Origin of the sequence: Microbacterium sp. SYP-A9085 (assembly GCF_009649635.1) — a bacterium.
Taxonomy (GTDB): domain Bacteria; phylum Actinomycetota; class Actinomycetes; order Actinomycetales; family Microbacteriaceae; genus Microbacterium.
The window spans coordinates 182,643-202,079 of the sequence record NZ_WJII01000001.1; the positions used below are offsets into that span (position 1 = coordinate 182,643).

Sequence of the window (19,437 nt, forward strand, 5' to 3'; positions counted from 1 at the left end):
GGCGCGGATGCCGAAAAGTGCAGCGCGTGCGCAACGACGAGCGCAGCGCGAGCAGAACGACGACGCAGCGCACGCTGCCGCACGACGAGCGCAGCGCGAGCAGAACGACGAGCACAGCGCGCGCTACAGCACGAGGAACGCCGCGCGCACCCAATGCGGAGCCGAGCGCCACGCACCACGACCGCGCACGCCGGGTGCCAGACTGGCACCATGAGCCTGCCCTTCGACAGCGCGTACCGGCACGGGTTCGCGCGCATCGCGGCCTGCACGATCCCCATCGCCCTGGCCGACCCGCAGACCAACGTCGACGCGATCCTGGCCACCGCCCGCGAGTGCCACGACGACGCGGTGGCGGTGGCGGTGTTCCCCGAGCTGTGCCTGTCCGGCTACTCGATCGAGGACCTCGTGATGCAGGACGCGGTCCTGGATGCTGTGGAGCACGAGCTCGAGCGCCTGGCCGCGGCATCCTCCGACCTTTTCCCGATCCTCGTCGTCGGCGCCCCGCTGCGCCATGGCAGCCGGCTGTACAACTGCGCTGTCGTCATCCACGGCGGCGACATCATCGGCGTCGCCCCCAAGGCGCATCTGCCCACCTACCGCGAGTTCTACGAGCGCCGGTGGTTCGCGCCGGGCCGGCCGTGGTCGGGCGACCCGATCCGGATCGGCGGGCACACCGTCGCGTTCGGCACCGACCTGCTGTTCGAGGTGCAGGACGTGCCCGGGCTCGTGCTGCACGCGGAAGTGTGCGAGGACGTATGGGTTCCCGTCCCGCCGTCGTCGCACGCGGCGCTGGCGGGCGCCACGGTGCTCGTGAATCTCTCCGGAAGCCCCATCACGGTCGCCCGCGCCGAGGACCGCAAGACGCTGTGCCGCTCACAGTCGCTGCGCTGCCTCGCCGCGTACGCGTACGCCGCCGCCGGCCCCGGCGAGTCCACGAACGATGTGTCGTGGGACGGGCAGACCCTGATCTTCGAGGCCGGCGATCTGCTGGCGCAGACGGAGCGGTTCCCCGACGGCCCGCGCCGCTCGACCGCCGACGTCGACCTCGACCGGCTGCGCCAGGACCGGCTGCGCCAGGGCACGTTCGATGACAACCGCGCCACCGCCGGGGGCCCCGAGCCGATGTGCATCCCGGTGGTCCTGAACCCGCCGGCCGCCGACATCGGCCTGCGGCGCCCGCTGGACCGGTTCCCGTTCGTCCCGGACGATCCGGCCCGGCTCGCCCTGGACTGCTACGAGGCGTTCAACATCCAGGTGTCCGGCCTGACTCGGCGGATGGATGCCATCGGCCGGCCGAAGCCCGTGATCGGCGTTTCCGGGGGCCTCGACTCCACGCATGCGCTGCTGGTGATCGCCCGCGCGATGGACCGGATGGATCGGCCGCGCAGCGACATCCTCGCGTTCACGATGCCCGGGTTTGCCACCAGCGACCACACCCGCGGCAATGCCGTCGCCCTCGCCGAGGCGATCGGCGCGACGATCGAGACGCTCGACATCCGGCCCGCGGCGATGGAGCTGCTCACGAAGATGGGCCACCCGTTCGCCGCCGGCGAGCCGGTGCACGATGTCACGTTCGAGAACGTGCAGGCGGGGCTGCGCACCGACTACCTGTTCCGGCTGGCGAACCAGCGCGGCGGATTCGTCGTCGGCACGTCCGACCTGTCCGAGATAGCGCTGGGCTGGTCGACGTACGGGGTCGGCGACCAGATGAGCCACTACGCGGTGAACGCCGGCGTCCCCAAGACACTGATCCAGCACCTGATCCGCTGGGTCATCGCGACCGGCGCAGACGAGGGGTGGGTGGATGCCGCGGCGGCCCGCGTGCTGCAGTCGGTGTTGGACACCGAGATAAGCCCGGAGCTGGTACCGGCCGGCCAGGACGGCAGGATCCAGTCCACCGAGGACCGGATCGGCCCGTACGCGCTGCACGATTTCGCGCTCTTCCATATCCTGCGCTTCGGTTTCCGCCCGTCGAAGATCGCGTTCCTCGCACAGCATGCGTGGGAGGACAAGGATGCCGGGGCGTGGCCGCCCGGGTTCCCCGAGCCCGATCGGTACGGTTACGACCTGCCGACGATCGCGCGGTGGCTGCAGGTGTTCCTGCAGCGGTTCTTCGGGTTCGCGCAGTTCAAGCGCACGGCGATCCCGAACGGGCCGAAGGTGTCTCCCGCCGGGTCGCTGTCGCCGCGCGGCGACTGGCGTGCGCCGTCGGACGGGAACGCCCGCGTGTGGCTTGCCGAGCTGACAGCGGCGCTGCCCGACCTCGTGGAGTGAGTCGACTCAGTCGGTGGCGGGGGTGCCGTACGCCATCGTGACGAGGAAGCCGCCGCGCGACAGGTCGGCGAGCCGGTACTCGGCTCGGCGCTCCGGTGTCCACGCCTTCGCGAACGGCGGGTCCAGGCGCACTTGCTCCGGGCGGATGCTCACCCCGCGCGGATCGGCCTGGCGCACGGCCTGCACGCGGGACCAGTGCAGCACCAGCTGCTCGTTGCTGGCCCGCTCCCACAGGCTGTCGCCCCACAGGTGCGAATGGTCGCGGATCTCGCGCAGGCTCACCTCGTCGGCCTGGTGGTCGCGGATGTCGAGGCCGACCAGCAGCCCGGGATCGGAGAGCGCCACGACCGACGCCGTGCGGTAACTCGCGGTACGGATGTCGACGGGGACGTCGCGTCCGTCGACGACGGCAACGAGCTGCGGGTGGTGGCCGAACTGCTTCGGAACCTCGCGGTCGATGTTCACGAACGCGGCATCGATCTCCAGGCGCTCGGCGAGCATCTGCTTCGCGAGTTTGCGGATGCGCTCGCCCGGCTCGGACCCCGGCGCCCACCCCAGGCGGGCCTCGATGCCCGTGGGGGTGTCCAGTCTCGTCGATTCCATGTCGCCCTCCCGTGCCGATCGATTCCTCCATCATGGCGCGTCGCCGCCAAGCCGTGGGCAGTCACGCCGTCAACCCGCTGTGTGATTCCCACGAGGATGCGAGGATGGGCTCATGGCGCGACGTGCGACGATCGTCGGGAGCGGGCCGAACGGCCTGGCCGCCGCCGTCACCCTCGCCCGGGCGGGGTACGCGGTGCGGGTGGTCGAAGCGTCCGACACCGCCGGAGGCGGAATCCGCACGCTCCCCCTGACCGAGCCGGGATACCGGCACGACGTGTGCTCGGCGGTGCATCCGGCCGCACTCAGCTCGGCGTTCTTCCGCGCGTTCGGGCTCGACCGCATCGACTGGCTGGTGCCGGAGGCGTCTTTCGCCCACCCGCTGGACGGCGGTCGCGCCGCGATGGCATGGCGCGACCTGGAGCGCACCGCGGCGGAGCTCGGCGACGACGGCAGGGCATGGCGGCGGGTGGTGCGCCCCCTGAACCGGCACGTCGACGCAGTGGCCGAGGTCATCGGCGACCAGCTGCTGCGGATCCCCCCGCACCCCGTCACGGCAACCCGGTTCGCGCTGCGGATGGCTCAGCTGGGCACCGTGGCCGGACAGCGGATGCTGCGCACGTTCCGCACCGAAGAAGGCGCCGCCCTGTTCACCGGCGTCGTCGCGCACGCCAACGCCGCCCTGCCGTCGCTGGCGGCCACGGCGTCCGCGCTCTACCTGCTCGCACACGCGCACTCCACCGGATGGGCGCTGCCGCGCGGCGGTTCCGACGCCATCGCGAGCGCCCTCATCGCGGACCTCCAGGCGCACGGCGGCGCGGTGGACACCAACCACCGGGTGGCCAACCTGACGACGCTGGACTGGGGGGATGCCGCCGCCGGCGATCTGCTGCTGCTGGACGCCTCTCCGCGACTCGCGCTGACGCTGCCGGACGTGCCGGACCGCTACGCCCGGGCGATCCGCCGGTATCGCTACGGGCCGGCGGCCGCGAAGGTCGATTTCGCGCTGGACGGCCCGGTGCCGTGGACCCACCCCGAGGTGGCAGCAGCGCCCACGGTGCATGTGGGCGGTGCGCGTGCGGAGATCGAGGCGTCGGAGAACGCCGTGGCGGCCGGCCGGATCGTCGACCGACCGTACGTGCTCGTGGTCCAGCCCGGCGTCCTGGACGACTCCCGGGCACCGATCGGGCACCAGACGCTGTGGGCGTATATCCACGTCCCGTCCGGATCGGACCTGGATCCCACCGAGACGGTCACCCGCCAGGTGGAGCGCTTCGCGCCCGGGTTCCGGGACCGGATCGTGGCATCCCGCGCCATGACCGCCGCACAGCGGCAGGCCTTCAATCCCGCGGATGTCGGCGGGGACATCCTGGGCGGATCGTTCACTCTCGCGCAGGCGCTGCGGCGTCCGGTGCTATCGCGGACGCCGTGGCGCACCCCCCTGCGGGGCGTGTACCTCGCGTCCGCGTCGACCCCGCCCGGCCCCGGCGTGCACGGCATGCCGGGCTGGCTCGCGGCGCAGCAGGCGCTGCGCGACGCGGGCACCCCGGTCGAACTGGGCGACCTGTTCGAGTGATCACATGGACGGCTTCGCCGCAGTGGATTTCGGCTTCGCCCGGGAGGTGTTGCAGAGGGGCATCGCCCTCCTGTACGTGGTGGCGTTCGTCTCCACGCTGAACCAGTTCCCCGCGCTGCTGGGCGAGCGCGGACTGCTGCCCGCACCACGGCTGCTGGCCTGGGCGCGCTCCTCGAAGCGGGCGTCGCGAGTGCTGCGCCCGACGCTGTTCCGACGGGTGCGCTACACCGACACGCGCCTGCGCGTGCTGTGCGGGGCCGGCATCCTCGTCGGCGCGGCCCTCGCGATCGGCGTGCCGCAGCTCGGGCCGCCGTGGGTGCCGATGCTGTGCTTCCTCGCCCTGTGGCTGGGCTACATGTCGGTCGTGTCGATCGGACAGACGTTCTACGGCTTCGGCTGGGAGATGCTGCTGCTGGAGGCGGGGTTCCTCGCGGCGTTCCTCGGATCGCGGGACCAGCCGACCGCGACCGTGGTGATCGTCCTGTTCTGGTGGCTGGTGTTCCGCCTCGAGTTCGGCGCCGGGATGATCAAGATCCGCGGCGGGCGGGAGTGGCGCGACCTCACCGCGCTGATGTACCACCACGAGACGCAGCCGATGCCGGGGCCGCTCAGCCGGCAGGCGCATCTGCTGCCGGCGTGGTTTCACCGGCTCGAGGTGCTCGGCAACCACTTCTCGCAGCTGGTCGTGCCGTGGTTCCTGTTCGCCCCGGTCCTCGGGCTCTGGATCGACTCGCCGGTGCCCGCGATAGTGGGCGCGGTCGCGGCATCCGTCATCATCGCGACGCAGCTCTGGCTCGTGGCCACCGGGAACTTCGCGTGGCTCAACTGGGCGACGATAGTGCTGGCGTTCTCGGGGTTCGGCATCCCCGCCGCCGCGATGGGTGTGCCGGCCGAGCTTCCCGCGTACTGGATCGCCGCGACGGCGGCGGTGTTCTTGCTGTATGCCGTCCTGAGCTGGTGGCCGGCACGGAACCTGCTCGCGCACCGGCAGCTGATGAACGCGAGCTTCAACCGGTGGCAGCTTGCTAACGCGTACGGGGCGTTCGGAACGGTGACCCGTCAGCGCATCGAGTACGTGATCGAGGGGACGCGGGATGCCGACCCGGATGCCGCGGGATGGACGGAGTACGTGTTCAAGGGCAAGCCGGGGCCGCTGCGCCGGCTGCCGCCGCAGGTCGCGCCGTACCACCTGCGGCTGGACTGGCTGATGTGGTTCCTGCCGCTCGGCCGTTCGCTGGACGACTGGTTCCAGGCGCTGCTGATCCGGCTGCTCGAGGCCGACCGGCCCACGCTGCGGCTGCTCGCCGGTGACCCGTTCGGCGGCGCGGCCCCCACCTGGGTGCGCGTGGTCGCGTATCGCTACCGTTTCGCGACGCATGCGCAGCACCGCGAGACCGGGAGGCGCTGGGTGCGCGATCGGCGGCAGATCCTGGTCCGGCCGGTGTCCCTCAGCTCATTCTGAGAATGTCCTCATGAATCGCCCAGGAAGTGGCTAGGCTTCTCGGACACCTAGACACGTCCCGGAGGACACATCTTGAGCACTCCCGAGAACGCCTCGCCGCCCGCACCGCCCGCGCCCGACGCTCCCGCGACCGTCCCGTACCCCGCCGACACCGCGCCCGCGGCGGCGCCTGCCGAGCCCGCGTACGGCGACCCGTACGGGGGCGCACCGCAGCCCGTGCAGCCGGACGCCCGGCGTCCGAAGACGCTGGCCCTGGTGGCGATGATCCTCGCGATCGCGGGCTCCGTGCTCGCCCTCGTCGGATTCGTCCCGTTCATCGGTCTGGTCTTCTCGATCCTCGCCGGCGTGATGCTGCTGGCGGCGTTCGTGCTGTCGATCGTGGCGCTGGCCAGCCGGAAGCAGGGCGGCAAGGGGTTCGGGGTGGCAGGCCTCGTGGTCTCGATCGTCGGCGGCATCATCGCGGTGGTCGCCATTGCCGTCTCGGCATTCTGGATCGCCCTGGCCGCGGGGGTGGCCGCGGCGCCCACCGACCGGGCCGCCGCACCCTCGGTGTCCGTGAGCGATTCGGTACAGCCCTCGGATGAGCCGACCGACGGAGCCGGCGATACGGATGCCGCCGACGAGGCCGCGTTCGTCGCCGACGTGCGACCGAAGATCGGCGCCCTGCTGCGGGAGATCCAGCCCGGTGCCACCGACGAGATGCTCACCGCGGTGTACTCGGATGACACCCTGGTGATGCTCGGCAACCTGACTCTGGCCGCCTACCAGGCGACGGGCAAGGACGGCATGGCGACCGAGGCGAAGAGCATCACGGATGCGAGCGGCGGCGCCATCACGCCGGATCAGGCCGATCGCTTCGTGCAGGCCCTTCTGGATTCGGCGCAGAAGCACCTGGCCGGATAGCGTTCACGCCGGGTCGAGCACGCCCTGACGCACCGTGCTCGGCCCGTGCGCGGCGGCCTCGACGATCAGCTGCGCGGGCAGCTGCTCCTTCATCGCCTCGACGTGGCTGATCACGCCGACCGTGCGGCCGCCCTGGCGCAGCTCGTCGAGCGTGCGCATCGCCAGCTCCAGCGTCTCCGGGTCGAGTGACCCGAACCCCTCATCGACGAACAGGGTGTCCAGCCGGATCCCGCCGGCGCGGGCGGTGACGACTTCGGCAAGGCCCAGGGCAAGAGCCAGCGACGCCAGGAACGTCTCGCCGCCGGAGAGGGACTGCGCCGGGCGGGCCTGGCCGGTGAACGCGTCGACGACCTCGAGCCCCAGCCCGCTGGCGCTGTTGCGCGCCGCGAGCGCATCCGTGTGCCGCAGCCGGTAGCGACCGGACGACATCTCGTCGAGCCGGAGGTTCGCCGCATCCACTATCTGCTCGAGCTCGCCGGCGAGCACGAACGTCTCCAGGTCCATCTTGCGGTCGTTGCGCCCGGCGACCGCGTGCGCGACGCCGGCGATGAGGCGATGCTCCCGCTCCAGCTCGGCGATCGCCGCGTGCGCGTCCCGGGCACGCGTGATCAGGTTCGTCAGCGCACCGACGGCCTGCTCCGCGGACGCGACCGCCGTCGCCGCCGCGTCGGCCTGCTCGCGAGCATCGGCCAGTGCCGCTGCGCTGTCCGCGAGCGGTGGCGGCGGGTCGGCGGCCCCGGCCAGTTCGATCTCGAGGTCCATCAGTCGTGCGCGCTGCATGCCGAGGGCAGTGTCGTGCTCGGTGACGACGCCGTCGAGCCGGTCGCGTTCAGCCGCGTCGCGCAGCGCCTCCCGTGTCGCGGCCGCGTCGGGGAACTCGGATGCGGCGATCCGGCGGTCCCGGTCCGTCTCGGCCGCGTGCGCGGATGTCTCGGCGGCGGTGCGGACGCCGACGGCATCGCGCAGCGCCGCCGCGATGGTCCGCCGGTGGATGCCGTCGGCGATCCGGTCGGCCACGCTGGGGAAGTCTCCGCGGGCGTCGGTCACGGCCGCCGCGGCCGCGGCGACGCGCTCGGTCAGCGCCGCGATCTCCTCCTGCGCGGCGGCCAGCTCGGTGCGCAGGCCGGCGAGTTCGCCAGCAGTGCGGGCGTCATCCTCGCCGAGGCGCGTGCGGTCGAGCTCGAGCGCGTCCCGCGCACGGACGGCCTCGTCCACGATGTCCCGGCGCTGCACGGCGTCGTCGTGCGCGCGGCGCGCGGCATCGACGTCCATGCCCGCCGCGCGGCCGGCGGCGTCGGCGTGCGCGGTGCGGGCGGCGGCGACGTCGGTGCCGGCATCGCGGGCGCGCCGCTGGGCGGCATCCCTCGTCGCCTCCGCGGCGTCCAGCTCGGCGTCGGTGACGGGCGTGTCGGCGCGCGGGGCGGGGTGCGGGTGCTCGGTCGCCCCGCACACCGCGCACGGCGCGCCGTCCACGAGGGCGGCGGACAGCTCGCCGGCGCGCTCCTCGACGCGGCGGCGCAGCAGTGCCGTATACGTCGCGGACGCCGCCTGCGCCTCCTCCTCCGCGGACAGTCGGTGCTTTTCCGCGGCGTGCAGCGCGTCCGCGCGGGAGCGCGCGTCCTCGGCGGCGGCCAGTCGGGCGGCGCTCTCGTCCACGACGCGGCGGACGTCGACGGCGGTGGCGGCGATCTCGGTCTGTGCGCGCAGGGCGTCGTCCAGCGCGGTGCGGCGGCTCGGAAGCGCGGCGCGCTCGGTTTCGAGCGCGTCGATGCGTGCGAGCGCCGCCGCGGCACTGCGCTCGAACGCCGTCAGCGTGGCCTGCAGCTCGGCGTGCGCCTGCTCGTGCGCGAGCGCCGTCTGCCACACGGCGAGGCCGCCGGTGAGCTCGTCGATGATGTCGCCCAGCGCGGCGTCGTCGGTGGCCTCGCCGCCGACCAGCGTCCATGCAGACCGGGCCTCAACCTCCCGCGCCGTGTGCCGGGTGACGTCGGCCAGCGCCGCATCGGCCGCTTCCAGAGGCGCCCGCAGCCCTTCGGCGCGGCGGGCCTCGCGCAGCGTCCGGCGTGCAGCCACGACCTCCTCCGACCGCGCTTCCAGGTCCGCGAGCGCACGGCGCGCGGCATCCCGATCGGCGATCCGCTCATGCAGGCGCTGCAGTGCGTGGTGCGCGGACACGGCCGCGTCCCTGGCCGTGAACGCGTCGGTCCGGGCGGCGGTGAGCACCTCGAGACGGTATCCGCCGCGCTCGAGGCACCGGTCCAGGAGCGTGAGCCGGTCGGCGACGCCGCCGCCGCTCTCGCCCTCGCCGGTGAACCCGTGGTCGGCGGCCAGGTGCGCGGCTTCGTCGAGCACAGTCTCCACGGCGCGGAGCCGGTCGGCGACGGCGGCCTCGGCATCCTTCCGCCGCTGCTCGAGCGCAGCCTCGTAGTCCTGGTAGCGCCGCGACCCGAAGAGGGTGCGCAGCAACGCCTGCCGTTCGTCGTTCCGGGCCAGCAGGAACTGGGCGAACCTGTTCTGCGCGAGCAGGATCACCTGCTGGAACTGCTCGCGATTGAGTCCGAGGATCTCGCCGAGCAGCTCGGCCGCCTCCCGGGGCTTGGCGGCTCGGGCGACCCACTCGCCGTCGACGAGCTCTTCGACGAGCGCCCGATGGTCCTCGGTCGTGGTGCCGGTGCCGTTCTTCTTCACGCGCTCGTACTCGGGTGAGCGGGTCACCCGCCACCGTGTCTGCGCGACCGTGAACTCCAGACGCACCTCGGTGCGGTCCTCGGGCCCGCAGTGGTCGCTGCGCAGCCGCTTCGCGCCGCCGTCGTAGCGGGGGACGCCGCCGTACAGGGCGAATCCGACACCGTCCAGGACGCTCGACTTGCCGGCGCCGGTGCGTCCCGCGATGAGGAAGATGCCGTCGTCGTCGAACGTGTCGAAATCGACGACCTGCCGGTCCAGGAACGGGCCGAACCCCTCGATTTCCAACCGGTGCAGCTTCACGCCGACACCTCCACGGCCACGCGCTCGTCGAGCACGTCGCGGATCAGGGCGGCCTCGGCAGGGTCGGCGCCCTCGCCGTTGCGGACATGCGTGAGGAAGGCATCGACCAGCTCGGTGTCGCTGCGGGCGGCCTGCACGCGCGATGCGAACGACCGGGTGTCGGCCGGCGCGGTGCGCGCGGGCACGTGGCGCACTTCGGCGCAGTAGGGGAAACGCCGCTGCAGGCGCCGCATCGGGTCGACCTGGGCGACGGTGTCGGTGTAGCGGGCGCTGACCCACGCGTCCTCGGCATCGGCGAACCGCTCGTCGGCCAGCAGCTCGTCGAGCGTGCCGGTCAGCACCCGCAGCGGGCGGGGCACCGGCAGGGTCGCCCACCGGGCGTCGGCGACGCCGGCGGCATCCAGGTCGACGATCCACGCTCCGCGCGGCTTGTCACGCTCCCCGAAGCTGTAGTGCAGCGGGGCGCCGGCGTAGCGGACCCGGTCACTGAGCACGGTGCGGCCGTGGATGTGGCCGAGCGCGCAGTAGTCGGGCCCGTCGAACACCGCCAGTGGGACGACGTCGAGTCCGCCTTGCTGGATGTCGCGCTCGAGGTGCGGCGTCGCCTCGACCCCGGCGGCGAAGCAGTGGGCGGCGACGACGTAGCGCCCGCCGCGGGCGGTGGCGTCGGCGCGGACGAGGCCCATCGCGTGCGCCAGGGCCTGCGCCTGCGTCCGCACGCCGGGCCATTGCCGGCGAACGAGGGCGGGCTCCAGGTACGGGATGCCGTAGAAGTGCACGGGCCCGTGCTCGTCGTCGATCGTGACCGGGGTTGCGACCGCCGCGGGATCCGTGAGGATGCGCACCCCGTCACGCAGCAGCGCCGCCTGGAAGCCGAGCCGAGCCGCCGAGTCGTGGTTGCCGCTGGTGACCACCACGTGCGCACCGGTGTCGCGCAGCCCCGCGAGCGTCTCGGTGAGCACCGTGTAGCAGTCCGCTGCGGGGGCGGCGGAGTCGAACACGTCGCCGGCGACGACGACGACGTCGACGGATTCGCTGCGCACCGTGGCGACGAGGGCCTCGAGCACGCCGCGCAGCGCCGACAGCGTCGGGGTGCCGTGGAAGGTGCGCCCGATGTGCCAGTCCGACGTGTGCAGGATCCGCATGGCACCCACGCTACGGGCGCCCTCGGACATCGCGTCCGCGGCTGGCCGGGCACGGCATCCTGCGCCGGGAGTGTCGGACCCCCGGCGTAGCTTCGTGATCACGAGGAGAAGAGGAAGCAGATGTACGAGGTCTACGTGGCCGAGGTGCTGTCTCGGTCTCAGGAAGAAGCGATCACGCGCGCGCTCGAGCGCCGTCGCGTGGCGATTCAGCGCGTGGCGGTCGCGGCGGCGCCGGTGCCCGCGCGGGTTGCGCGCATCGTCCGCCACGCGCGGCCGGTGGCACTGTGCGTGGGCTGCCCGACGTGACTGTGCGTGGGCTGCCCGGAATGACGTCCTGACCCGCCCACCCGCGCGCGGGGAGCGCGTCAGGACGTCGCGGAGTTCGCGGTGTCGCCGCGCAGGATTCCCGCGCGCTCGGGATGCGCGGTGAACCAGTCGGCGACGTACCAGCAGACGGGAGCGACGGTGCGGTCGCCGCGCGACTCGAGGTCGGCCACGGCGCGGTCGACCAGCTCGCCGGCATAGCCGCTGCCACGGAACGGCGGCGCCGTGTACGCCCGGGTAAGGGCGACGGTGCTGCCGTCGTCGCGGTAGTCGAGCACGCTCACGAGATCCTCACCGCGGTGCAGCGTGTACCGCGATGCCTCGGGCTGGTGCGCGAAGACGAGCTCACTCATCCCGTCAGGCTAGCCCCCCGGGACAGGGCCGGGGCCCTTCCCGGCGGGTGATCCTCGCGTGTCGCAGCGGACGCGCGATCGGGCGCCGACGCGTCGCGTGACGTGGTCGCACCGCGCGGGACCGAGTGTCACGCTGGCAGAAACGCCGTCGCATACGAGGCAACTGAGCAATCTGTAACATTCCGACGCACATGCGCCGCGACATCCGTGCGATTTGACGCGCAGGGACGCATTCCGACATAATCAGCCCATGACCCACAACGCGCGTTCTCTGTCCGCCTGGGAGGCGAACGGGACTGCCGGCACAATGATGCCGGCTCGCGTTGTCATGTGTTGTCGAATGTGCCGCTGAATCGGTAATCCCCGCCGGGCTCGCCCACGCCGCCTTCCCACCCCGGAGGCCGTGGTGCCATCAGCCCCCGTGCACGTCGGCGCACTCCGCGCAAGGACGCCTCGCACCCGGCCCTTCGCGGGCCGCTATCGCAGCACAGTCGTACCCGGGACACCGCCTGCTCTCTGCCCCGGGTCCTTCCACCAAGGACGTCACCCATGTCGAACACCGCCCTCCTCGAGCGCCCCACCACCAGCAGCAGCACCCGCCCGACCCTGCGTCTGGTCACCGATCATCCGGCGCCGGCCCCGGCGCCCACGGCCCCGCCGCGCCACCTTCCCGCCGGCACCACGCCGCGCGGTTTCGCCCTCTATGTCGGCGTCGACGAGGGGAAGGCCGCAGCATCCGGGATCTCCCTCGGCACTATCGTCGACGCGCTGCGCCGGACCCTCGCCGACATCGCCCCCGACGCCGAGACGTACGCCACGGTCGCCCTTGCGCCGGTGGGTGCGGGCGGCCGCGACGTGGATGTCGTCCGCCTCGCGCTGCACGAGCCGAGCGCGGTGGCCCGTACGAAGCCGGAACCCGAGATCGAGGACGAGCCCACCACCGGCGGGGTCGTCGTGGACATCTCGCGCAAGCGCGTCGTGATCGACGGCGACTCCGCGGCCCTCACGTTCAAAGAGTTCGAGCTGCTGCAGTACCTGGTGCTGCGGGAGGGCCGCACGATCGAGCGCACCGAGCTGGTGTCGTCGCTGTGGCAGACGCACGAGAAGGACGCTCCCGGCGAACGCACGATCGATGTGCACGTGCGCCGGCTGCGCGCGAAGCTCGGCCGCTATGAGGATGTCGTGCGCACCGTCCGCGGCGTCGGGTACCGGTTCGACCGGCACGCGGACGTCGCTATCCGTTACGGACACGGCACGCCGTCACCCGACCGCTTCTGACCCGCCCTTCCCCCGACCCTCGCGAGGCAGCCCCCAAATCCGCGAGGCAGCCCCCAAATCCGCGAGACAGCCCCCAGTCCACGAGGTTCGCGTCGCTTTGGCTAAAGGATGCCTCGAGAAGTTCGGGGATGCCTCGGCAAGCTCGGGGATGCCTCAAGAAGTTCGGGGATGCCTCGGCAAGTTCAGGGATGCCTCGAGAAGTTCGGGGATGCCTCGGCACGTTCAGGGACGGCAAGTTCGGGTTCCCGCGGGCAGCAGCGGGCACTGTCGACGCCCGCGCGTAGGGTGGGTCCATGCATCCTGACCCGGCCGTCGCGCGTCGGCCCGTCCGCGGGCGCGAGGCGCCGGTGGATGCCGGGCGGCCGCACGAATCGGAGTATCGGCCGGGGCGTCCGCTCGAGCTGATGGCCACGGTCGGGATCCATCGACGCGGACCCCGCGACCCGACGATGACGGTGGCCGGCGGTGTGATCTGGCGCGTGTCGCGCACGCCGCTCGGGGTCGCCACCCTCGCGCTGCGCGAGACCTCCCCCGGTGTCGTGCGCGCCGCCGCCTGGGGCCCGGGAAGCGCCTGGGCGCTCGACCAGGTGCCGGCGCTGTGCGGCGGCGGCGATGACCCGTCGGGATTCGACGCGGCCGCGCATCCGCTCGTCGCGGACGCGCATCGCCGCCACCCGGGGCTGCGCCTGAGCCGCACCGACCTCGTGTTCGACGCGCTCGCGATCGCGGTGCTCGAGCAGAAGGTGACTGGGCTGCAGGCGTTCGGCGCCTGGCGCCGTCTCGTCACCTGGTTCGGCGAGCGCGCGCCCGGGCCCACGCCCGTCCCGATGTTCGCGCCCCCGACGATCGACGGATGGCGGGCGATCCCGTCCTGGGCATGGCACCGCGCGGGGGTCGAACCACCGCAGTCCCGCACGGTCGTCGCCGCCGCCCGGCGCGGCGCGTCGGTGGTGGCCGCCGTGGGAGCGGCATCGGATCGCGACGCACCGCTGACCGCAATGCCCGGCATCGGCGCCTGGACCGCCGCCGAAATCCGCATCCGCGCCTTCGGCGACCCGGATGCGGTGAGCGTCGGCGACTTCCACCTGGCCCACGAGGTGGGGTATGCGCTCACGGGCACGCGCACCGACGACGACGGGATGCTGCGGCTGCTGGCCGCCTGGCCGGGGCACCGGCAGCGGGTCATCCGGCTGATCCGGATCAGCGGCGCCCGGGAACCGCGCCGCGGCCCCCGAGTGCACCCCGAGGACCACCGCAACAGGTGACCGGCAGGTTGCGGATGTCGGAGGCCGGCGCCACACTCGCGAGATGTGGAATCCCTCGTCCGAGGAGTTGATCGTCGGCGGCGCGTCCGCGTGGCGGGCATGGCTCGACGCTCATGAAGCCGCGTCGGACGGCGTGTGGCTCGTGATCGCGAAGAAGGGGACGACCGATCCGACGACGCTGACGTACGCGCAGGCACTCGACGAGGCGCTGTGCAGCGGATGGATCGACGGGCCGAAGCGGTCCCGCGACGCCGCCACATTTCTGCAGCGGTTCACTCCCCGCCGCCAGCGCTCGATGTGGTCGGAGCGCAACGTCGGGCACATCGCCCGGCTGGAGGCCGAAGGACGGCTGCGGCCCCGCGGGCGCGACGAGGTGGAGCGGGCGAAGGCGGACGGACGGTGGGACCGTGCATACGCGGGCTCGGCGACGGCACAGCCGCCGGCCGACCTGCTGCGGGCCCTCGATACGACGCCCGGCGGACGGGAGGCGTTCGACGCGCTCAGCCGCGCCGAGCGGTATTCGATCCTGCATCCCCTGATGACGGCGCCGTCGCCCGCCGCGTTCGACGCCCGGCTTCGCCGCGCCCTCGACCGACTCGGCCGCGGGCCGGATGACGCCGCCGCTGGGTAGCCTGGAGTCATGACATCCCCCGGACCCGGCCGGCGCAGCGGCATCCCGTGGCTCATCGGCACGGTCGTGCTGCTCGGCCTCGGAGTGCTGGTCGGGATGATCCTCGGCAACGCGTGGTTCGGGGTGCTGCTGGCGGTGATCGTGTCCATCGGGTGGTTCATCGCCTACGCGTCGTGGCGCGGCAAGGCCCCGCATCTGCACGACGATGACGACGACGGAGCCCGCCTGTAGGCAGATCCGGCGTCACATCTCCTCGTGCGTGTCCGGGTCGCCGTCCCACAGCCGACCGCGCTCGAGCCCGGACAGCGCCGCAACCTCGTCGTCGGTGAGAGTGAAGCCGAACACGTCGGCGTTCTCGCGCTGCCGTGCCGGGTGCGCGGACTTCGGAATCGGCGTCGTCGACAGCTGCACGTGCCACCGCAGGACGGCTTGCGTGGGGCTGACGTCGTGGGCGGCGGCGACATCCCGCACCGTCTGCTCGGCGAGCAGATCGCTGCGCCGCGCCAGCGGGCTCCAGCTCTCCGTGCGGATGCCGTGCGCGGCATGGAACGCACGCAGCGCCCGCTGCGGGAAGTACGGGTGCAGTTCGACCTGGTTCACCGCGGGGACTGCACCGGTCTCCTCGACGACCCGGGTGAGCATCGCCTCGGTGAAGTTCGACACGCCGATCGACCGGACGAGGCCCTCCTCGCGCAGCCGGACCATCGCGCGCCACGTGTCGAGGTACCGGCCGGTGCTCGGGTTCGGCCAGTGGATGAGGTACAGGTCGATGCGATCCAGACCCAGCCGGTCCAGCGACCCGCGGGCGCTGGCGATCGTCTCATCGAACCCGTGGTCGCGCCCGGGCACCTTCGTCGCGACGAGGATGTCGTCACGGTCCACGTCGCTGCGGCGCACGGCCTCGCCGACCTCCGCCTCGTTCTCGTAGTTCACGGCGCTGTCCAGCAGACGATACCCGCCATCGATCGCGGCGGTGATCGCCGCGACGCCCTCATCGCCGCGGAGCTTGTAGGTGCCGAATCCCAGCTCCGGGAAAGCGGTGCCGTCATTCAGCGTGACAGTCGGGATAGCGTGCATGTCACCATCCTCCCCCGGACCGGCCGCCCTGTCCGCAGGTTGCCCACCACGGTAGCCTCACCCCATGCGCGCGACGTCTCCCGAGGCGGTCCCCAGGTGAGGCTGTGGTCATTCCATCCCCGCTACCTCGACCGGCAGGGCCTGACGGCATGCTGGCGGGAGAGCCTGCTCGCGCAGGCCGTCGTCATGGACCCGGAGCGGGGCTACTCGCGGCATCCTCAGCTGGAGCGGTTTCGCGACCAGCCCGACCCGCTGGCGGCGGTCGGGGCGTACCTGTCCGGCGTCGCCGACGACGCGGACCACCGGGGCTACCGGTTCGACCGCTCCCGCATCCGCCGACCGAGCGCGCCGCACGCGACGATGCGGGTCACCAGCGGGCAGCTCGAGTACGAGTGGTCGCGGCTGCGCACCCGGATGTCGGTGCGCAGCCCCGCGGTGTGGATCCAGTGGGATGCCGTGGCACTGCCCGACCCGCACCCGCTGTTCGAGGTCGTCGCCGGACCGATAGCCCCGTGGGAGCGCACGAAGGACCCGTGACCGAGGCCCGGCAAGGCCACCGGGGAATGCCCCGTCGCATCCTGCGTTTACCCGGACATGAGCACAGTGGGAATCATCGGGGCAGGACACATCGGCAGCACCCTCGCCACCGGGCTCGTCGCCCGGGGCTACGACGTCGTGATCGCGAACTCGCGCGGACCGGAGACGCTCGCCGACCTGGTCGAGGCTCTCGGCGGGCGGGCTCGTGCGGCGACGGCGGCCGAGGCCGCGGATGCCGCGGAGTGGGCCATCGTCACGATCCCGCTGAAGGGACTCGACGATGTCCCGGTCGAGCCGTTCGCGGGCAAGATCGTGCTGGACACGTGCAACTACTACTGGGAGCGCGACGGCCGCATCGCCGCGCTGGACGCGAAGCAGACCACGACATCCCAGCTCGTGCAGCAGCATCTGGCCGGTGCGACCGTCGTGAAGGCGTTCAACCACATCCGGTCCGACGAGATCCTCACCGACGGCACCCCCGCCGGCACCGCGGACCGCCGCGCGCTCGCCACATCCGGCGACGACCCCGACGCCGTCGCGTTCGTGACGGCGCTGTACGACGACTTCGGGTACGACACGGTGAACATCGGCTCGCTCTCGGACAGCTGGCGCGTCGAGCGGGACCAGCCCGCGTACGTCGTGCGGCAGAACGCCGAGCAGCTGCGCGCGAACCTCGCCCGCGCCCAGCGCTGAGTACTCCGTCAGCGGGCTTCGGCCGATACGACGGAGCGTGATCGTTCCGCCCGTTCGATGTCGGCGAGCGCCCTGTGCTTCGCGTTCGTCAGGTGTCGCCCGATCGCCCTGGCAGCCTCATCGGCATCGCCCGCCTCGATCGCGGAATACACCGCTTCGTGCTCCGAGCAGGCGGCCCGTGCGTGGGATACGCCGGACTTGCCGATGATGCGGAACCTCTGCAGCTGCCCCCCCAGCGAACGGTAGGCCTTGGCGATGAACGGGTTACCGCCCTGGTCGGCAATCAGCCCATGAAACATCTCGTCGGCGACCCAGCACTCCCGAAGCGTCTCTCCGTCTGCCCTGTGACCCGCGTTCTGCATGACGGATATAGTCTCGGCGAGCTGGGAAAGGAATCCGGCGGACGAGCGCTGCGTGGCACCGCGCGCCATTGCGGGTTCCAGCAGAAGACGCGCATCCATGAGTTGCGAGATCTCATCGGCTTCGAGGAGCCGTGCCACGACATAGCCGCGCTGAGAGTGCCGCTCGATGAAACCCGTGTGTTCGAGCCGGGCCAGAGCCTCCCGAATCGGCGTCGGGCTCACATCGAGCTCTCGCGACAGCAGATGAAGCTTGAGGCGTTCCCCCGGCAGCCGCACTCCGCTCATGAACTGGGCGGACAGTGCGTCATAGACGCGGTCGGCGATTGCCACTCGCGTCGACTCTTCATCAGCACTCATCAGGCGTCCCGTTTGCGTCGCTGGAACCAGACTTTGAATATATACATTTTATCGCGATCCCGATCACCAGGTTCCCCCGGCGTAGTCGGGATCCGTGAACCTTCCCCCTTGGTGCGCCGAACTGAACGGCGCCGTCCCGTCGAATTCCGCGGCGAACTCGTCGGCGCTGTCCTGCGGCGTGAAACCGAGTTCGCGCGCCGAACGATCGGACCAGAACGTTCGGGAGTTGTCGGAGACGCCGTACACCACACGATATCGATCGGGGATGTCGGCCGTCAGGGCCGCTTCGAACAGGGCGATGCTGTCTCGCACCGACAGCCACGTTCGCAGCTGGTCGGAATTCTCGGGCTGCTGACGGCACACGCCGATGCGGATGCACACGACCTCGAGCCCCCATTTGTCGGCATAGAGGCGCCCCAGTGCCTCACCGAACACCTTGCTCACGCCGTACAGGCTGTCCGGACGGACCGCACTGCTCTCGCAGACAAGGCTCTCAACCGGATGGAAGCCGGTCACATGGTGCGAACTGGCGTACACGAAACGTCGGACGCTCGCGCGCCGTGCGGCCTCGAGGACGTTGTACGTGCCCACGATATTGGCCTGCGATATCTCCTCAAAGGTCGATTCGTCGGCCTTGCCGCCGAGGTGCACGACGGCGTCGGCGCCCTTGGCCGCAGCGTCAAGGCGCACCGCATCCATGAGATCGCCGCGGACCAGACGCTCATTCCCCCGGAGTTCGGTCATATCCGATCGGGAGTAGAGCACCACCTCGTCGAACATCTCGGCAAGTCGGGGACGCATGGCCGCCGCCATCCGCCCGTTCGCTCCGGTGAGCAGAATCCTGCGCATGCCTGACCCGTCCTTCATTCCTTGTATCGACAATTCATCCTCATGCCGACTCTGCCCCGACTGTGCTCACCGGGCGAGAGTGAGATGCGCCTGCGCATAAACCGGGGCAAGTCGCATCGCGCGGAGATGACCGATGAATTCACTCGCCAGCTCCGGTTCTTCCGTTCCGGTCCCCACGGCCGCGGACAGCTCCACGTACGCGCCGAGCTCCGCGGGCAGGGAGCCGAGGATCTCCACTTCCGGCACGGTGGCGAGCTCGCTCACCTGCTGGATCGCCACCTCCGCCCGACCATCACGGACCGCTTCCGCCGTGAACCCCTTCGCGAGGATCACGGCTTTCGCCCGCACTGTTCCTTCCAGTCCCAGGTCCTCGAGCACTCGTTGAAAGATCGCCCCGCTCGCCCCGCTCGCCGAGTAGGCGATCGAGTCGGCGGCCCGGAGCAGGTCTCGCAGGTCCGAGACCGAGGCCAGGGAACGGCTGCGCAGAGTCGACGCGGCGGCAACCCCGATGTCCGAGCGGACGAGACTTCGCACGGAGCCAGCGCGCACCTCGCCCGCCCGCTCCATGTCGTGCAGGGCCGAGCTGACGCCGACGAAGACGTCCGGCCGTCCGCCGCGGCGCAAGAGGTCCCGCAGGACCGCCGTGGGCTCATAGACGCGCTCGAGGGAGATCCCGCCCCTGCCGAGGAACGACGGAATGAGGTCGTTCTCCAGGATGTCTCTCATCGCGAGACCGCTGTACACCGTGATCGTCTGCATGCCG

The 19,437-nt window shown here is 71.7% G+C and carries 19 protein-coding genes; 11 read left to right on the plus strand and 8 right to left on the minus strand.

What is annotated here, in order from left to right; genetic code table 11:
- The first annotated feature begins 210 nt into the window (after positions 1-210).
- Positions 211-2,274 (plus strand): NAD(+) synthase, encoded by a 2,064-nt coding sequence (locus tag GH740_RS00935; RefSeq protein WP_153744244.1) that lies wholly within the window; start codon positions 211-213, stop codon positions 2,272-2,274.
- Between the two features lie 6 nt (positions 2,275-2,280).
- On the opposite strand, the gene GH740_RS00940 is transcribed toward GH740_RS00935, so the two are convergent.
- On the minus strand, positions 2,281-2,877 hold the full coding sequence (locus tag GH740_RS00940; protein WP_153744245.1) for a hypothetical protein: 597 nt from the start codon (positions 2,875-2,877) through the stop codon (positions 2,281-2,283).
- A gap of 112 nt (positions 2,878-2,989) precedes the next feature.
- On the opposite strand from GH740_RS00940, the gene GH740_RS00945 reads away from it, so the two are divergent.
- From GH740_RS00945 to GH740_RS00955, 3 genes are all read left to right on the plus strand, one after another.
- A complete protein-coding gene (locus tag GH740_RS00945; RefSeq protein WP_153744246.1) occupies positions 2,990-4,450 on the plus strand; it encodes an NAD(P)/FAD-dependent oxidoreductase in 1,461 nt (486 codons plus the stop codon).
- Positions 4,451-4,454: 4 nt separating this feature from the next.
- The gene (locus GH740_RS00950) at positions 4,455-5,912 is read left to right on the plus strand and encodes a lipase maturation factor family protein (protein WP_153744247.1); all 1,458 of its coding nucleotides are present in this window, start codon (positions 4,455-4,457) and stop codon (positions 5,910-5,912) included.
- Positions 5,913-5,984: 72 nt separating this feature from the next.
- Positions 5,985-6,815 carry a hypothetical protein gene (locus GH740_RS00955; RefSeq protein ID WP_153744248.1) on the plus strand — a complete coding sequence of 277 codons (831 nt, stop codon included), beginning with the start codon at positions 5,985-5,987 and terminating at the stop codon, positions 6,813-6,815.
- Between the two features lie 3 nt (positions 6,816-6,818).
- Here GH740_RS00955 and GH740_RS00960 read toward each other — a convergent pair whose 3' ends face one another.
- Together GH740_RS00960 and GH740_RS00965 are read right to left on the minus strand one after the other, a co-directional pair.
- The gene (locus GH740_RS00960) at positions 6,819-9,803 is read right to left on the minus strand and encodes an AAA family ATPase (RefSeq protein ID WP_367640212.1); all 2,985 of its coding nucleotides are present in this window, start codon (positions 9,801-9,803) and stop codon (positions 6,819-6,821) included.
- Entirely contained in the window at positions 9,800-10,948 is a 1,149-nt protein-coding gene (locus GH740_RS00965; protein WP_153744249.1) for an exonuclease SbcCD subunit D C-terminal domain-containing protein, read from the minus strand. Before GH740_RS00965 ends, GH740_RS00960 begins: the two co-directional genes overlap by 4 nt.
- A 120-nt stretch (positions 10,949-11,068) precedes the next feature.
- Between GH740_RS00965 and GH740_RS00970 the strand changes: the two genes are divergently transcribed.
- Positions 11,069-11,254, plus strand: a complete 186-nt coding sequence (locus GH740_RS00970) for a hypothetical protein (RefSeq protein ID WP_153744250.1) — start codon at positions 11,069-11,071, stop codon at positions 11,252-11,254.
- 59 nt (positions 11,255-11,313) lie between these two features.
- Here GH740_RS00970 and GH740_RS00975 read toward each other — a convergent pair whose 3' ends face one another.
- Positions 11,314-11,625, minus strand: coding sequence for a GNAT family N-acetyltransferase (locus GH740_RS00975; protein ID WP_153744251.1), 312 nt, complete (start codon positions 11,623-11,625; stop codon positions 11,314-11,316).
- 549 nt (positions 11,626-12,174) lie between these two features.
- Here GH740_RS00975 and GH740_RS00980 point away from each other — a divergent pair.
- The 4 genes from GH740_RS00980 (at position 12,175) to GH740_RS00995 (ending at position 15,030) form a co-directional block, all read left to right on the plus strand.
- Positions 12,175-12,903: a winged helix-turn-helix domain-containing protein gene (locus GH740_RS00980; RefSeq protein WP_153744252.1), complete on the plus strand. Its 729-nt coding sequence runs from the start codon at positions 12,175-12,177 to the stop codon at positions 12,901-12,903.
- A 293-nt stretch (positions 12,904-13,196) separates the two neighbouring features.
- Complete coding sequence (locus GH740_RS00985; RefSeq protein WP_153744253.1) at positions 13,197-14,168, plus strand: DNA-3-methyladenine glycosylase; 972 nt, start codon at positions 13,197-13,199, stop codon at positions 14,166-14,168.
- Between the two features lie 43 nt (positions 14,169-14,211).
- The gene (locus tag GH740_RS00990) at positions 14,212-14,799 is read left to right on the plus strand and encodes a YdeI family protein (protein ID WP_153744254.1); all 588 of its coding nucleotides are present in this window, start codon (positions 14,212-14,214) and stop codon (positions 14,797-14,799) included.
- 9 nt (positions 14,800-14,808) lie between these two features.
- Positions 14,809-15,030, plus strand: coding sequence for a hypothetical protein (locus GH740_RS00995; protein ID WP_153744255.1), 222 nt, complete (start codon positions 14,809-14,811; stop codon positions 15,028-15,030).
- Positions 15,031-15,042: 12 nt separating this feature from the next.
- Here the strand turns inward: GH740_RS00995 and GH740_RS01000 are convergent, their stop codons facing one another.
- Positions 15,043-15,876: an aldo/keto reductase gene (locus GH740_RS01000; protein WP_153744256.1), complete on the minus strand. Its 834-nt coding sequence runs from the start codon at positions 15,874-15,876 to the stop codon at positions 15,043-15,045.
- 96 nt (positions 15,877-15,972) lie between these two features.
- Here GH740_RS01000 and GH740_RS01005 point away from each other — a divergent pair, with 96 nt between their 5' ends.
- Positions 15,973-16,413 (plus strand): pyrimidine dimer DNA glycosylase/endonuclease V, encoded by a 441-nt coding sequence (locus GH740_RS01005; protein WP_367640216.1) that lies wholly within the window; start codon positions 15,973-15,975, stop codon positions 16,411-16,413.
- A 57-nt stretch (positions 16,414-16,470) separates the two neighbouring features.
- Positions 16,471-17,106, plus strand: coding sequence for an NADPH-dependent F420 reductase (locus GH740_RS01010; protein WP_153744258.1), 636 nt, complete (start codon positions 16,471-16,473; stop codon positions 17,104-17,106).
- A gap of 8 nt (positions 17,107-17,114) precedes the next feature.
- On the opposite strand, the gene GH740_RS01015 is transcribed toward GH740_RS01010, so the two are convergent.
- The 3 genes from GH740_RS01015 to GH740_RS01025 form a co-directional block, all read right to left on the minus strand.
- Positions 17,115-17,825: a GntR family transcriptional regulator gene (locus tag GH740_RS01015; RefSeq protein WP_153744259.1), complete on the minus strand. Its 711-nt coding sequence runs from the start codon at positions 17,823-17,825 to the stop codon at positions 17,115-17,117.
- Positions 17,826-17,888: 63 nt separating this feature from the next.
- Entirely contained in the window at positions 17,889-18,692 is an 804-nt protein-coding gene (locus GH740_RS01020; RefSeq protein ID WP_253941151.1) for an NAD(P)-dependent oxidoreductase, read from the minus strand.
- A 48-nt stretch (positions 18,693-18,740) separates the two neighbouring features.
- Positions 18,741-19,433, minus strand: a complete 693-nt coding sequence (locus GH740_RS01025) for a substrate-binding domain-containing protein (protein ID WP_153744260.1) — start codon at positions 19,431-19,433, stop codon at positions 18,741-18,743.
- Positions 19,434-19,437: the final 4 nt, after the last annotated feature.